This window comes from Micromonospora sp. NPDC051006 (assembly GCF_044456245.1).
In the GTDB taxonomy this organism is placed as follows: domain Bacteria; phylum Actinomycetota; class Actinomycetes; order Mycobacteriales; family Micromonosporaceae; genus Micromonospora.
Genome location: NZ_JBITFP010000013.1, coordinates 17,839 through 31,910, shown reverse-complemented (window position 1 = coordinate 31,910; position 14,072 = coordinate 17,839). Strand labels below are relative to the sequence as shown.

Here is a 14,072-nt window from a genome sequence, read left to right as displayed (position 1 = left end):
CGCCGAGCGGACCGGCCCGCAACCAGCGAGTTGACAGGATGTGACATGAGAACGTCCAGGCTCGCCTGCGTGGGCCTCGTGGTCGCCCTCGCCGCCGCCGGCTGCTCCTCCGCCGGGCCGGCCGCCGATACCGCGCCGGCGAAGCCGGTGGAGAAGGTGATGGCCGAGGCGCTCGACCGGGGCGACGACAACCGGGACGAGACGCTCGCCTACTGGGACCAGGTGAACAGCGCGCTGGTCGGGTGCATGAAGGCGGAGGGCTACGACTACCAGCCCTTCATCGACCAGTGGGCGGTCGACCGCCGGATCGCGCTGGGGCTCACCCGCGAGCAGTTCGTGCGGCAGTACGGGTACGGGCTGACCACGCTGATCGACTACCTGCCGCCCGGCACCCGGCGGGTCGACCCGAACCGTAAGGCGCTGGCCGGGATGACCGGGGAACAGGTCGGCGGCTGGCGTGGCCGGCTGGAGCGCTGCCGCAAGGAGACCGAAGGACGGTTCGGGCCGGCGCCGAACGTCGCCAACCTCCGGCTCAGCCCCGAGCAGTCGGCGCGCAGTGACCGGATCTACGGTGCGGTCGACGCCGATGCCCGGGTCGTCCGGGCCGGCGAGGTGCGGCGCACCTGCCTGGAGGAGAAGGGCTTCGACAGCGGGGACGCCCGGTCGCTGCGGCTGGCGAAGGCTGCTGAGAAGTTCCGCGACGGCTTCGAGCGGGCCGTCGCCGAGGCCGAGGAGGCCGGCCGGGACAGCGCGGCGCTGCGCCTCGCGGACGTCTTCACCGCCACGGAACTCGCCGAGCTCAAGCGGCTGCAGGAGCGGGAGATCGCCGAGGCGCGGCAGACCGAGCCCTGCCAGTGGCCGTACGACGACCTCTACAAGCAGGTCTACCGGGAGTACCTGGACAAGGCACTGGCCGGTGAGCTGTGACCGGAACGGCTCGGCACCCGGTGCTGGCCCGGCTGGCGGCGCTGGGCCGCTCCGCGTCCGCGCGGCGCCCCGGTGCGCTGTCGACACTGGTCGCGGTGGCGGTGCTGGCGGCGGCGGTCGGCTGGTGGGCGGGCCGAGCCATCCAGTCCCCGATGGAGGCCGCCCAGCACGCCACGCCGCCTGAGGCGGGCGCGATCACGGTGCCGGTGGAGCGCCGGGTGATCGCCACCTCGGTCGTGGTCCGTGGCGCGCTCGGGTTCGCCGAGCCGCAGGCGCTGACCGTGGACGCCGACCTCGGCGACGGCCGGCTCGGCAAGCTCGTGGTCACCGGCCGGGTGCCGAAGCCGGGCAGCAGCCTCGACGAGGGGGACGTGGCGCTCCAGATATCCGGCCGGCCGGTGATCCTGATGGACGGGGCCATCCCGATGTACCGCACGCTGGCCCCCGGCAGTACCGGCCCGGACGTCCGCCAGCTGGAGCGGGCCCTGGCCCGGCTCGGTCACTTCACCGGGCTTCCCGACGACAGGTACGACGCCCGGACCTCGGCCGCTGTGGAACGGCTCTACCGGGCCGCCGGATACGAACCGGTCGGGCCGTCCGCGGAACAGGAGCAGCAGGTGGCCGCGGCCCGCGAACGGATCGCCGCGGCCGACGGCGCCCTTGACACCGCCCGGGCGGCGCTGCGCAGCGCCGAGCGGGGGCCACCGGCGTCGGACCTCACCGTGGCCCGGGCCCGGGTGCGCAGCGCCGAGGCCGACGTCGAGGCCGCGGTGCGGACGAGGGACGCGGCGATCGCCGACGGCGCCCCGGCGGCCACCATCGGCCGGCTCACGGCTGACGTGGAAGCGGCTCGGGTGGAGCTGGAGCTGGCCCGGGCCGACCTGGCCGAGCTGACCGGGTCCGCCGACGTGTCCGCCGCGCAGGCCGCGGTGACCGCCGCCGTCCGGCGGCAGGCCGAGGCGCGCAGCGCGCTGAGCCGACTCCAGGCCGCCGTGGGGGTTCGCCTCCCCCGCGGCGAGGTGGCCTTCGTTCCGGCGCTGCCCCGGCGGGTGGACAAGGTGGAGACGGCCCTGGGGCGCGAGGCGAGCGGCACGGTGATGAGCCTGACGGCGGCGGCGCTGGAGGTGGTCAGCGGCATCTCGGCGGAGGAGCGAGGGCTGCTCAAGGTGGGCCAGCGCGCGCAGCTCGACGAGGGCGAGGGGGTCGCCACCTTCGCCGGGGAGGTGTCGCACGTCGCGGACAAGCCGGGCACGGGCGACACCCCCGACGGGCAGTACGAGCTGCGGATCAGGCCGGTCGGCGCCGTCCCGGCGGAGCTGCACGGTCGGGACGTGCGGATCCGCATCCCCATCTCCAGCACCGACGGCACGGTGCTCGCCGTGCCGCTGGCCGCCCTGATCACCGACGCCTCCGGCGCGGCCCGGGTACGGGTCTCCGACCCATCGGGCGGACGCGACGTGCCGGTGACCGTGGGCCTCTCCTCGGGTGGGTTCGCCGAGGTGCGGGCCACGGGCGGGGCGCTGGCCGAGGGTGACCTGGTCGTCGTCGGCGAGCGGTCGTGACACCCCTGGTCGAGCTGCGTGGCGTCAGCCGGGTCTTTCCCGCCGTCCGGCCGGTGACCGCGCTACGCCCCACGGACCTGACGATCCGGGCCGGCGAGTGGGTTGCCATCACCGGCCGCTCCGGCTCCGGCAAGTCGACGCTGTTGCAGATCCTCGGTCTGCTCGACCGCCCGACGTCGGGGTCGTACCGGCTCGACGGAGAGGACGTGTCGGGCCTCTCCGACCGGGCGCGCACCCGGCTGCGCTCCTCCCGCATCGGTTTCGTGTTCCAGAGCTTCCACCTGATGGCCCACCGGTCGGCGCTGGAGAACGTCACGGTCGCCCTGCTCTACCACGGCTGCCCTCGGCGGCAGCGGGTCGCGCGGGCGGCCGAGGCGTTGGACCGCGTCGGGCTCGCCGACCGGGCCGGCGCCATGCCGACGACGATGTCCGGCGGCGAACGGCAGCGGGTGGCAGTGGCCCGCGCGCTCTCCATCCACCCCCAGCTCCTCCTCGCCGACGAGCCGACCGGAAACCTCGACTCGGCGACGGCGGAGGAGGTGCTGTCGCTCTTCGTCCGGCTCAACGACGAGGGGCAGACGGTGCTCATGGTCACCCACGACGGGCAGGTCGCGGCGCGGGCCCGACGCCGCGTCGAGATCACCGACGGGAGCGTTCGCGAGGTGACGGTCGATGCGTGACCTCATCGGGGAGGCGTTGGCCGGCATACGGGCCCGGGTGCACCGCACGCTGCTGACCGCGCTGGGTGTGGTGGTGGGCATCGCCGCCCTGGTGGCGACCCTCGGCCTGGCCACCACCGCCGGTGCCCGCATCGTGTCGCACTTCGACGAGCTCGCCGCCACCTCGGTGACTGTGCTGCCGGCCAACGACGGCGGCCCGGAGCGAGCGCAGAGCGCCATCCCGTGGGACGCCCCGCAGCGTGTCGAGCGGCTGAACGGGGTGGTGGCGGCCGGGACGATGAGCACTCTGGATCTGCCGGGCACACCCGTGCGGGCGACCGCGGTGGTGGACCCGCTCGCCAGCGACGTCACCCAGCCGCCGCTGGTGGCGGCCTCACCGGAACTCCTCAACGCGGTACGCGGGTCGCTGCTCGCCGGTCGCTGGTACGACCAGGGGCACAGCGACCGTCGGGACGGGGTCGTGGTGCTCGGCGGCCGGCTGGCGGCTCGGCTGCACCTGGCCGACGTGAGCCAGTCGCCCGCCGTCTTCGTCGGGGACCGCGCGTTCACCGTGATCGGTGTGCTGGGCACCGTGGAACGCGTGCCCAGCCTGCTCGACGCGGTGATCCTGCCCGACGGCACGGCCCGTACCCGGTTCGGGCTGGCCGCGCCGCTCTCCGTGGTGGTGGAGACCGATGTCGGGGCGGCGGCGCTGGTCGCCGGCCAGGCCCCGCTCGCGCTGGCACCGCAGCAGCCGGATGCCCTGGTGGCGCAGCGCCCGCCGGAACCGGAGGCCACCCGGGCGAAGGTCGCTGCCGACACCCAGGCGCTGTTCCTGGCGCTCGCGGCGGTCACGCTGGCCATCGGCGCGGTCGGTATCGCCAACACCATGCTGGTCTCGGTGCTGCAGCGGGTCGGGGAGATCGGGCTGCGGCGGAGTCTGGGCGCCACCCGTGGCTCCATCGCCCTGCTGTTCATGCTCGAATCGGCGCTGGTCGGGCTCTTCGGTGGCGTGCTGGGCGCGGCGCTGGGCGTCCTCGCCGTGGTCGGGGTCGGCTACCTGCGGCAGTGGACGCCCGTCATGGAGCCGTGGCTGACCCCGGGCGGCGCGCTGCTGGGCGCCGTCGTGGGGTTGCTGGCGGGGATCTATCCCGCCTGGCGGGCGTCCCGGATCGAGCCGGTCGCCGCACTGCGGGCGGACGGCTGAGCACCGGGCTCACCCGGCCGCCGCGCCGCTGGCCGCCCGCGGAATGCCACCCGAGTAGGACATCGGCGTCCGGTTCTGGTTGGCTGCCGGTATGACCTTGACCCGGGGTGGGTTGGCACGGGCCGGGGGCGGCAGCCGGGCGCACCGGCTGTACAGCGTGGTGGTGTTCGTGCTGCTCGCCTCGCTGGACAACGTGGCGATCGGGCTGGTCCCGCCGCTGTACGGGTCGATCGCCGACGCGTTCACCGTGCCGGAGCGGCTGCTCGGGCTGGTCACCGCGGTGAGCTTCCTGGTCAGCGCGGTCGCCGCGGTGGGTTGGGCGTACGTCGGCGACCGGGGCCACCGCAAGCCGCTGCTGATGGTCGGCACCCTGATCTGGGCGGCCGGGACCGGCGGCAGCGCGCTGGCCGGCAACTATCTGACCTTCCTCGCCACGCAACTGATCGCGGCGATCGGCCTCGGCGCCGTCGGTTCGGTCGGTTTCTCGGTGGTCACCGACCTGATCTCGCCCCGCCGCCGTGGGCTGGTGATGAGCTTCTGGGGGCTCTCCCAGGGCGTCGGCACCCTCGCCGGGACCCTGGTCGGCGGCCTGCTCGGCAGCACCGACTGGCGCCGGCCCTTCCTGGTGATGACCGTGGTCGGCCTGCTCGCCACCTTGGCGTACCTGTTCACCTACGACATCCGGCGGGGGCAGAGCGAGCCGGAGCTGGCCGGCGCGCTCGCCGGCGGCGCCGACTACGACTACCGGATCCGCCGCGCCGACCTGCGCCGGATCCTGGACCGGCGGACCAACGTCTGGCTCATCCTCCAGGGGCTGACCGCGCAGGCCGCGTTCGGCTCGCTGGTCTGGTTGCCGGTGCTCTTCGCCCGGCGGGCCGAGGAGCAGGGCTACTCGGAGCCGACCGCGGTGGTGGTGGGCAGTGTCTTCGCCACCCTGTTCCAACTCGGTGGGGTGTTCTCCATCGTGGGCGGGCTGATCGGCGACAGCGTCCAGCGGCGTACGGCGCGGGGGCGCGGTCTGGTCGCGGCGATCGGCATCCTCGCGGCGGTGCCGTTCTACCTGGTGCTCTTCTTCGTGCCGTTACGCATCGACGTGCCCGACGGCGGGAGCACCGGGGCGGTGGTCGGTGCGGTGCTGTCCAGCGTCTTCACCGAGCCGACGGTCGGGCTCAGTCTGCTGACCGCGCTCGTCGCGCTGGCCCTGACCTCGGCCAACTCGCCGAACTGGTTCGCGCTGATCGCCGACGTGAACCCGCCCGAGCACCGGGGCACCGTCTACAGCCTCGGCAACCTGGTAAACGGTGTCGGTCGGGCGGCCGGCAACGGCCTGGTCACGGTGGCCTTCAACGGGCTGCGGGCGGCGTTCCCGCCACCGCTGAACTACGCCGTCGGGCTGGCCGCGTTCCAGCTCTTCTTCATCCCCACCGGCGTCATGTACTGGCTGGCCTCGCGCACCTCGCCACGGGACATCACCGCCGTGCACGACCTGCTGCACAGCCGCGCGGAGCGCCTGGAGGAGTGACGGGGCCCCGGGGGCGTCGCCCCGGGGCCCCGGTCCGGGCGTCAGCCGCGGAACCAGACCGTCACGTCGGTGGGGACCGCGCCGTCGTCGGTCAGCGGGGCGCTGCTGTGCAGCAGCTCCGCGCCGGCCGGCAGCGGCACCGGCGCCGGGCCGAAGTTGGTCAGCACGGTCAGCCCGCCGTTGTCGAAGGTGAGCACCTCGTCGCCGGACTCCCGCCAGCGCAGCGTGCCCCGGCCCAGCTCGTGCTCGCGGCGCAGCCGCAGCGCGGTCCGGTACATCTCGTAGGTCGACCCCGGCGTCTCCCGCTGGCGGTCCAGGGCGTACTCGGCCCAGAGCGTCGGCTGCGGCAGCCAGCTCGCGTCGGTCGGCCCGAAGCCGTACGACGGCGAGTCGGCCTCCCACGGGATCGGCACCCGGCAGCCGTCCCGGCCGCGGTGGGTGTGCCCGCTGCGGAACCAGGTCGGGTCCTGGCGAGCCTCGTCCGGCATCGTGGTGTGCTCGGGCAGACCCAGCTCCTCACCCTGGTAGAGGTAGGCCGAACCGGGCAGGCCCAGCATCAGCAGGGTGGCCGCCCGGGCCCGGCGCAGGCCGAGCGCCGCGTCCGGCTGCGGGTCGCCGATGCCGATGCCGTTCGGCCGGGGGGTGCCGACCGGCAGGCCGAGCCGGGACGCGTGCCGCACCACGTCGTGGTTGGAGAGCACCCAGGTGGTCGGGGCGCCGACCGCGTCGGTCGCCTCCAGCGAGCGGGTGATCACCGCGTACTGGGCCGGCGCGGACCAGGCGGCGAGCAGGTACTCGAAGTTGAACGCCTGGTGCATCTCGTCCGGGCGCACGTAGCGGGCCAGCCGCTCAACCGGCTCCACCCAGGCCTCGGCGACCAGCACCCGCTCGCCGGGGTAGCTGTCCAGCACCCGGCGCCACTCCCGGTAGATCTCGTGCACGCCGTCCTGGTCCCACATCGGCGGGCGGGGCCGGTCGCCCTCGTTGCCGGAGAGGATCTCCTGCGGTTCCTGCCAGTCGGCCAGGTCGGCCTGCTTGATCAGCCCGTGCGCGACGTCCACCCGGAAGCCGTCCACGCCGCGGTCCAGCCAGAACCGGAGGATGTCCAGGAACTCGGTGCGCACCTCGGGGTTGTCCCAGTTCAGGTCCGGCTGGCCGGTGTCGAAGAGGTGCAGGTACCACTGGCCGGGCCGGCCGTCCGGGTCGACGGTGCGGGTCCAGGCCGGCCCGCCGAACACGCTCTGCCAGTCGTTCGGCGGCTGCTCGCCGTCCGGGCCGTTTCCGTCCCGGAAGATGTACCGGGCCCGCGCCGGGCTGCCCGGCTCGGCGGCGAGCGCCTCGGTGAACCAGCGGTGTGCGGACGAGGTGTGGTTGGGAACCAGGTCGACGATCACCCGCAGACCGCGAGAATGGGCCTCGCCGATCAGCTTGTCCGCGTCCGGCAGCTGGCCGAAGAGAGGGTCGACGTCCCGGTAGTCGGCAACGTCGTAGCCGGCGTCGGCCTGCGGCGACGGATAGAACGGCGAGAGCCAGACCGCGTCGATGCCCAACTCGACCAGGTGGTCGAGGCGGGCGGTGATGCCCGGCAGATCCCCGATCCCGTCCCCGTTCGAGTCGGCGAACGATCGTGGGTAGATCTGGTAGATGACCGCCTCGGTCCACCAGCCGGTGATCGGGTCACCGGTCGGACTCTGCTGCGTCAGGTTGGTGTTCAGGGTCTTCTCCCGAGTGTCGTGCGTGGGTGCGGGTGGATTCCCGGCGGCGGTGACGGGCAGTCCGTTCAGTTTGCCCGGGGTGGCGCGGTCGATTCGCGCACGACCAGCCGAGTGGGCAGGATCACCGGCGGTGTCGGCGCGTCCGGCCGGCGGTCGCCGGCCGGCCCGGGCGTCCGGCCGGGGACCGGGTCGACCATGGAGCCGCCGAGCGGGTCGAGCAGCAGCCGGGCGGCCAGCCGGCCCTGCTCCGCCGCCGGCTGGGCGATGGTGCTCAGTCCGAGCACCCCGGCCAGGTCGTGGTCGTCGATGCCGATCACGCTGACGTCCTGCGGGACCCGCAGTCCGGCGTCGCGCAGCGCGGTCATCGCGCCCATCGCCATCTCGTCGCAGGCCGCCACGATCGCCGTCGGCGGTTCGCCCCGGGCCAGCAGCTCCGCGGCGGCCCGGTTGCCGCCGTCGATGGTGAACTGGGACTCGATGTCGAGGCTCGGGTCCGGCCGGATGCCGGCCGCCCGCAGCTCCGCCTGGTAGCCGCGCCGCCGGTCCAGGTGGGTGGTGTAGGCCAGCTCGTCGTCCGGGTCGCCGGAGATGTGCGCGATCCGCCGGTGGCCGAGGTCGAGCAGGTGCCGGGTGGCGGTCCGCGCGGCGGCCACGTCGTCGATCCGGACGCACGGCCAGCCCGGTACGACGGTGCCCGAGCTGATCGTCACCCCGGGCAGGTCCAGCGCGGCGAGGGCGGTCAGGTCGGCCGCCCGAAGCGGGGTGGCCACCAGGATGATGGCGTCCACCCGCTTGTGCAGGTTGGCCGTGCGCAGCACCCGCTGCCGGATCTGCTCCCGCCCGCCGAGATTGTGCAGCAGCAGGTCGTAGCCGGACTGGTGGAGGAAGTCCTCGACCGCCTCGACGACCGTGCTGAAGAACCACCGGGTGATCCGGGGGACCACCACGGCGACGGTGCCGGTCCGGCCGCCGGCGAGCCGCGAGGCGCTCGGCGAGACGGCGTAGTCCAACTGCTCGGCGGCGGCGAGCACCCGGTGCCGGGTCGCCGCCGAGACCGTCGGGAGGCCGCGCAGCGCCCGCGAGACGGTGGCCGTGGAGACCCCGGCCAACCGGGCGACATCATCAATCCTGGTCACGGTTCCCCCGCTCCGCGTCCGCGTCCGCCGCCGCCCGGTGCCGGGCGGCGGCGGCGTGGGTCAGCCCTTGACGCTGCCGGCGAGCAGACCTCGCACGAAGAAGCGCTGCAGGGACAGGAACACGATCAGCGGTACGACGATCGAGACGAACGCGCCGGCGGTCAGCCGCTGCCACTCGTTGCCCCGGGTGCCGGCCATCTCGGCCAGCCGGACGGTGAGCGGAGCGGTCTCGTTCCCACCGCCGGCGAAGATCAGCGCGACCAGCAGGTCGTTCCAGACCCAGAGGAACTGGAAGATGCCGAACGCGGCCAGCGCCGGGGTGATCAGCGGTAGCACGATGGTGCGGAAGATCTTCGGGTGGCTGGCTCCGTCCACCCGGGCCGCCTCCATCAGGTCTCCGGGCAGCTGCGAGATGAAGTTGTGCAGCAGGAAGACGGCGAACGGCAGCGCGAAGCAGGTGTGCGCGAACCACACCTGGGCGAACTTCTGTTCGTCGACCAGGTCCCAGGCCGGCATCAGGGTGACGCCGGCGACGGTGACGCCGGTGGAGAAGAACTTCAGCAGCGGCACCAGCGCCATCTGCAGGGGCACGATCTGCAGCGCGAAGATCGCGATGTAGACCCAGTCCCGGCCCCGGAAGTTGATCCACGCCAGCGCGTACGCGGCCAGGGCCGCGAAGGCGAGCGGGAAGAGCACCGAGGGAATGGTGATCGCCAGCGAGTTGATGAAGTAGCTGGCGAGCTGCCCGGACGATGCCGAGCGACCGAACAGGACCTCCTGGTAGTTCTCCAGGGTGAACTGCGGGTTGGTGAAGGCCGTCCACCAGCCGGTGGTCTTGATCTCGTCCTCGGGCCGCAGCGAGGAGAGGAAGAGGCCGAAGGTCGGGATGGTCCAGACCACCGCGATGACGATCGAGATGAGGGTCGCGGTGCGGCTGTTCAGCCGCTTGCGGACCCGCCCGGCGGTGGTCTTCGGTGCGTCGGTCTGCTGGGTGCCGGCGGCAATTGTGGGCGTGGCGGTGGTCATCTCAGCCCTCCCGCTGCTGACGGAGGTTGCGGATCTGGTAGATCACGACCGGGATGACCAGGATGAAGAGGAAGACCGCGAGCGCGGAGCCCTGCCCGTTCTGGCCGTACCGGAACGCCTGGTTGTACATCTCGTTGGCGATCACGCTGGTGTCGTAGTTGCCGTTGGTCGAGGTCCGGACGATGTCGAAGACCTTGAGCGTGGCGATCGAGAGGGTCACCACCACCACGATCAGCGCTGGCCGGATGCTCGGCATGGTGATCTGCCAGAACATCTGCCACGGGCTGACCCCGTCGAGCCGGGCGGCCTCCACGATGTCCGCGGGGATGGCCTTGATGGCGGCGGAGAGCACCACCATCGCGAAGCCGGCCTGGATCCAGACCATGATGACGATCAGCAGCAGCGTGTTCAGGGGTGACTCGAGCAGCCACTGCTTGGGCTCGCCGCCGAGGCTGACCACGATCTGGTTGAGCAGGCCGATCTGGTCGCCCTCGCCCCGGTAGGCGTAGACGAACTTCCAGATGATGCTCGCGCCGACGAAGGAGATGGCCATCGGCAGGAAGATCAGTGACTTGGCCACGGCCTCGAACCGGGCCTTGTCCACCAGGACGGCGTAGATCAGGCCGAACGCGGTCGCCACCAGCGGTACCAGGAGCACCCAGACCAGGGTGTTGACCAGGACCCGGACGATCGAGTCTTCGGAGAACATCCACCCGTAGTTGCGCAGGCCCACCCAGTTGGTGCTGCCTCCGTCCATGAAGGAGAGCAGCGTGGTGCGAATGGCCGGCACGACCAGGCCGACGGTGAGCAGCAGCAGCGTCGGCAGCAGGAAGAAGAGCGCGAAGGCGCCCTCCCGCTGCTTGCGTCTGCGGGGCAGCGGGGCTCCGCTCGCGGACGCGGCAACGAGCTGCGCCTCCCGCCGCCGGGCGAACCAGGCCGGCACCACGTCGAGTAGCAGGAGCAGACCGCCCACCACCGCGACGAAAGCGATCAGCCCGTACATCAGCATGAGGAACTTCGGCTGTTCCTCCGCGAAGTCGAACTCCATCGACCCTCCCAGGTCCGGATCCGCGGGGGGGGGGGGGGGGGGGGGGGGGGGCGGGCCGCCCCCCCCCCCCCCCCCCCCCGCGGCGCGGTAGCAGGGCTGAAGCACGCCCAGCTCCACAATCATCACTCCGGCGTCCCCCCCCTCTATCCCCACCCCCCCCCCCCGCCCCGGTGGGGGGGGGGGGGGGGGCCGGCCCGGGGGCCCCCCCCCCCCCCACCCGCTCAGATCACTTCCAGCTGTTCTCGATGCCCTGGAGCACCGTCGCGGTGTCCTTACCGTTGATCCACTCGACCATGCCCTTCCAGAACGTGCCCGCGCCGACCGCGGCCGGCATCAGGTCCGACCCGTCGAAGCGGAAGACGCCGCTCTTGTCCTGCAGGATCTGGACCGAGAGCTTGTCGATCGGGCTGGCGACGTTGGCGATGTCCAGCTTGTTGTTCGCCGTGACCCAGTTGCCGAGCTTCGCGCGGCTGTTCACGTACTCGGCCGAGGCCAGGTAGGTCTGCACCGCCTGGACCTCGGGACGGTCGGCGTAGGCGACGACGAACTCGCCGGCACCCAGCACGGGCTTGCCCTTGGCCGAGTCGATGGCCGGGAAGTAGAACGCGAACGCGTCGCCGTCCTCGGCCACCTTGGTGCCGTCGGGGAACTGGTTGGCGTAGAACGACGCCTGCCGGTGCATGGCGCACTTGTTCGTGGTGATCGGCAGGCCGGCCTCACCGAAGGCGGTGGTGCCGATGCTCTTCACGCCGCCGAAGCCGCCGTTCATGTACTTCTCGCTCTTGAGGATGGTGCCGGCCTTGTCGACCGCCTCGACGACCCGCGGGTCGTTGAACGGGATGGCGTGCGTGGTCCACTGGTCGTAGACCTCGGGGCCCTGCGTCCGCAGCAGCACGTCCTCGATCCAGTCGGTGGCCGGCCAGCCGGTGGCGTCACCGGACTCGATGCCGGCGCACCACGGCTTGATGCCGCTGGCCGCGATCGTGTCGCTGAGCTTGATCATGTCGTCCCAGCTGGTCGGGACCGTCCAGCCCTTCTCCTTGAAGAGCTTCGGGGAGTACCAGACGAAGGACTTCACGTTGGCGCCGAGCGGCACGCCGTAGAGGGTGCCGTTGACGGTGCCGTACTTCAGCCAGTCGACCGGCAGGTTCTGCTCGGCCATCGCCTTGGTGTCGGCCCCGAGGGACTTCAGCTTGCCGGCGTCGGCGAACCGCTTGACCAGACCCGGCTGGGGGACGAACGCCAGGTCGGGCGCGTTGCCGCCGTCGACCCGGACGGGGAGCTGCGCCTCGAACTCGGCGTTGCCCTCGTAGTCGATCTCGATGCCGGTGCAGTCGGTGAACTGCTCCCACGACCGCTCCAGCAGGTCGGCCTCCGCGTCGCGGATGGACGCGTAGATGGAGACCTTCTTGCCGTCGTTGCCGTCGTACTTCTCATATCCGGCACATTCCGCGGAGCCCGCGTTGTCGCTCTTCTTGTCGTCGCCGGTGCCGCAGGCCGTGGCGCTGAGCGCCAGCCCGAGTACGCCGGCGATCACGAAGGCCTGGCGTGGTCTGGTAAAGACCGCCATGCCGTCCTCCTTTCTAGCCGGCGCGGTCACGCTCTGACCTGCCGCCGGTCCGATGGGCGTGCCCATATGTAAGCGCTTGCATCTCCTGCGGTCCACCCCCTGCTGGACACGACCAAGTAACAATCCCGAAACCTCCCGGAGCCCCTGTTGGGCGCGCTCCCAGCCCGGACATCCGACTCTTTCGATCGATGGAGATATCTGTCAGGCTAGAGGCATCCCATCGAAGGATTTCGACATAGGAGGAGCTGGATGCGTAAGCGGTGGTTCAGCCTGATGGCGGCCAGCCTGCTGGCCGGCGTCGCCGTCCTGGTGCCGGCGGCACCGGCGATGGCCGCGCCGACCTTCAAGGTGCCGTTCCCCTGCGGCCAGACCTGGTCCGGCCAGACCCGCAGCAACCACAGTCCGGCGTACGCGGTGGACTTCAACCGGACCGACGACCTCGGTGACCCGGTGGTGGCCAGCGCGCCGGGCACCGTCGACCGGGTCACCGACCTCGGCGGCAGCAGCTACGGCAAGTACGTCCGGATCTCCCACGCCGGCGGCTACCACACCTACTACGCCCACCTGAACGGCTTCAACGTCTCGGTCGGCCAGGCCGTCGGCTACGGCAAGGTGATCGGCTGGGTGGGCAGCACCGGCGGCTCGACCGGCCCGCATCTGCACTACGAGCAGCGTCTCAACGGCGGCGACATCCAGGTCCGGTTCAACGGCGCGCTCGCCCTCTACTGGGGCACGAAGAACTACACCAGCGACAACGGCTGCTCCTCGGGCGCCGGCTCGGGCACGGTCGACACCAGCGGCACCCCGCTGACCGTCCGCTCCGGGCCCGGCACCGGCTACGCCGCGGTCGACACCGTCGCCGACGGCACCCGGGTCACCATCCAGTGCCAGACCAGCGGCACCACGGTCACCGGCACCTACGGCACCAGTTCGATCTGGGACCGGATCGGCAGCGGACGGTTCATCGCCGACGCCTACGTCTACACCGGCCACGACGGCTACATTCCGGGCGTGCCGCGCTGCTGAGAAGTCACCGGTGGGCTCGGCCGACCCCGGTCGGGCCCACCGGCGGGCGGCGGCGTCAGCCGTTGAGCCGCCAGATCGCGAGGTTGAGCGCGGCGGCGAAGGTGACCCACGCCCAGTAGGGGAGCATGAGCAGGACCGCCGCCCGGGAGACCCGGGCGAAGAGCGCCACCGTCACGCCGATGGCCAGCCAGAGCACGATGATCTCGGCGAACGCCAGCCCGTACCGGCCGGCACCGAAGAAGAGCGGCGTCCAGGCCGCGTTGAGCACGAGTTGGACGATCCAGGCCCAGAGCGCCGGGCCCGGGCCCACCCGTCGCCAGACCAGCCAGCCGGCCACCGCGACCAGGGCGTAGAGCACGGTCCAGACCGGGCCGAAGAGCCAGCCCGGCGGGGCCCACGACGGCCGGATCAGCGCGGCGTACTCGGCCGAGGTGCCCCGGACGCCGAGAACGCCGATGCCGGCGGCCAGCGCCACCGCCACGCCGAAGCCGAGCAGCGCCCACCAGGTCCGGGCGCCGGTGCGGGGCGCCGTTCGCGACATCTCCATGGTCGAGATATCTCCCCGTGGCGCCGGGACAAACCCGGCCCGGACAGCAAGACGCCGGGGTCGTCGTGCCCGGTGCTCCTGTCGGGAGGACGGAGACCGGACGCGACGACCCCGGCGGGTCCAGGTG

General features: G+C 72.3%; 12 protein-coding genes. 6 read left to right on the top strand and 6 right to left on the bottom strand.

The window, feature by feature from the left end:
- Positions 1-45 precede the first annotated feature (45 nt).
- The 5 genes from ACIBBA_RS20245 to ACIBBA_RS20225 all read left to right on the top strand — a co-directional run bounded on the left by ACIBBA_RS20245 (position 46) and on the right by ACIBBA_RS20225 (position 5,877).
- Positions 46-927 carry a hypothetical protein gene (locus ACIBBA_RS20245; RefSeq protein WP_396699232.1) on the top strand — a complete coding sequence of 294 codons (882 nt, stop codon included), beginning with the start codon at positions 46-48 and terminating at the stop codon, positions 925-927.
- Entirely contained in the window at positions 924-2,489 is a 1,566-nt protein-coding gene (locus ACIBBA_RS20240) for a peptidoglycan-binding protein (protein ID WP_396699230.1), read from the top strand. The genes ACIBBA_RS20245 and ACIBBA_RS20240 overlap by 4 nt, the downstream gene beginning before the upstream one ends.
- Positions 2,486-3,169, top strand: a complete 684-nt coding sequence (locus ACIBBA_RS20235; protein WP_396699228.1) for an ABC transporter ATP-binding protein — start codon at positions 2,486-2,488, stop codon at positions 3,167-3,169. Before ACIBBA_RS20240 ends, ACIBBA_RS20235 begins: the two co-directional genes overlap by 4 nt.
- Complete coding sequence (locus ACIBBA_RS20230) at positions 3,162-4,355, top strand: ABC transporter permease (RefSeq protein ID WP_396699226.1); 1,194 nt, start codon at positions 3,162-3,164, stop codon at positions 4,353-4,355. The genes ACIBBA_RS20235 and ACIBBA_RS20230 overlap by 8 nt, the downstream gene beginning before the upstream one ends.
- 91 nt (positions 4,356-4,446) lie before the next feature.
- Positions 4,447-5,877 carry an MFS transporter gene (locus ACIBBA_RS20225; RefSeq protein ID WP_396699224.1) on the top strand — a complete coding sequence of 477 codons (1,431 nt, stop codon included), beginning with the start codon at positions 4,447-4,449 and terminating at the stop codon, positions 5,875-5,877.
- A 41-nt stretch (positions 5,878-5,918) separates the two neighbouring features.
- On the opposite strand, the gene ACIBBA_RS20220 is transcribed toward ACIBBA_RS20225, so the two are convergent.
- The 5 genes from ACIBBA_RS20220 to ACIBBA_RS20200 form a co-directional block, all read right to left on the bottom strand.
- Positions 5,919-7,592 (bottom strand): glycoside hydrolase family 13 protein, encoded by a 1,674-nt coding sequence (locus tag ACIBBA_RS20220; protein ID WP_396699430.1) that lies wholly within the window; start codon positions 7,590-7,592, stop codon positions 5,919-5,921.
- A gap of 65 nt (positions 7,593-7,657) precedes the next feature.
- Positions 7,658-8,728 (bottom strand): LacI family DNA-binding transcriptional regulator, encoded by a 1,071-nt coding sequence (locus ACIBBA_RS20215; RefSeq protein ID WP_350871924.1) that lies wholly within the window; start codon positions 8,726-8,728, stop codon positions 7,658-7,660.
- 60 nt (positions 8,729-8,788) lie between these two features.
- Positions 8,789-9,754, bottom strand: a complete 966-nt coding sequence (locus ACIBBA_RS20210; protein WP_357051893.1) for a carbohydrate ABC transporter permease — start codon at positions 9,752-9,754, stop codon at positions 8,789-8,791.
- 1 nt (position 9,755) lies between these two features.
- Positions 9,756-10,802 carry a carbohydrate ABC transporter permease gene (locus tag ACIBBA_RS20205; RefSeq protein WP_396699221.1) on the bottom strand — a complete coding sequence of 349 codons (1,047 nt, stop codon included), beginning with the start codon at positions 10,800-10,802 and terminating at the stop codon, positions 9,756-9,758.
- A gap of 226 nt (positions 10,803-11,028) precedes the next feature.
- A complete protein-coding gene (locus tag ACIBBA_RS20200) occupies positions 11,029-12,372 on the bottom strand; it encodes an ABC transporter substrate-binding protein (protein WP_350871930.1) in 1,344 nt (447 codons plus the stop codon).
- A gap of 249 nt (positions 12,373-12,621) precedes the next feature.
- On the opposite strand from ACIBBA_RS20200, the gene ACIBBA_RS20195 reads away from it, so the two are divergent.
- Positions 12,622-13,398: a peptidoglycan DD-metalloendopeptidase family protein gene (locus ACIBBA_RS20195; RefSeq protein ID WP_396699219.1), complete on the top strand. Its 777-nt coding sequence runs from the start codon at positions 12,622-12,624 to the stop codon at positions 13,396-13,398.
- A gap of 55 nt (positions 13,399-13,453) precedes the next feature.
- Here the strand turns inward: ACIBBA_RS20195 and ACIBBA_RS20190 are convergent, their stop codons facing one another.
- Positions 13,454-13,945 (bottom strand): TspO/MBR family protein, encoded by a 492-nt coding sequence (locus ACIBBA_RS20190; RefSeq protein WP_396699217.1) that lies wholly within the window; start codon positions 13,943-13,945, stop codon positions 13,454-13,456.
- Between the last annotated feature and the right edge of the window lie 127 nt (positions 13,946-14,072).

Excerpts from the sequence above, each read along its gene's own strand:
- ACIBBA_RS20245 (WP_396699232.1), top strand. The coding sequence starts at position 46 with ATGAGAACGTCCAGGCTCGCCTGCGTGGGCCTCGTGGTCGCCCTCGCC.
- ACIBBA_RS20230 (WP_396699226.1), top strand. The coding sequence starts at position 3,162 with ATGCGTGACCTCATCGGGGAGGCGTTGGCCGGCATACGGGCCCGGGTG.
- ACIBBA_RS20225 (WP_396699224.1), top strand. The coding sequence starts at position 4,447 with ATGACCTTGACCCGGGGTGGGTTGGCACGGGCCGGGGGCGGCAGCCGG.
- ACIBBA_RS20210 (WP_357051893.1), bottom strand. The coding sequence starts at position 9,754 with ATGACCACCGCCACGCCCACAATTGCCGCCGGCACCCAGCAGACCGAC.
- ACIBBA_RS20205 (WP_396699221.1), bottom strand. The coding sequence starts at position 10,802 with ATGGAGTTCGACTTCGCGGAGGAACAGCCGAAGTTCCTCATGCTGATG.
- ACIBBA_RS20200 (WP_350871930.1), bottom strand. The coding sequence starts at position 12,372 with ATGGCGGTCTTTACCAGACCACGCCAGGCCTTCGTGATCGCCGGCGTA.
- ACIBBA_RS20195 (WP_396699219.1), top strand. The coding sequence starts at position 12,622 with ATGCGTAAGCGGTGGTTCAGCCTGATGGCGGCCAGCCTGCTGGCCGGC.
- ACIBBA_RS20190 (WP_396699217.1), bottom strand. The coding sequence starts at position 13,945 with ATGGAGATGTCGCGAACGGCGCCCCGCACCGGCGCCCGGACCTGGTGG.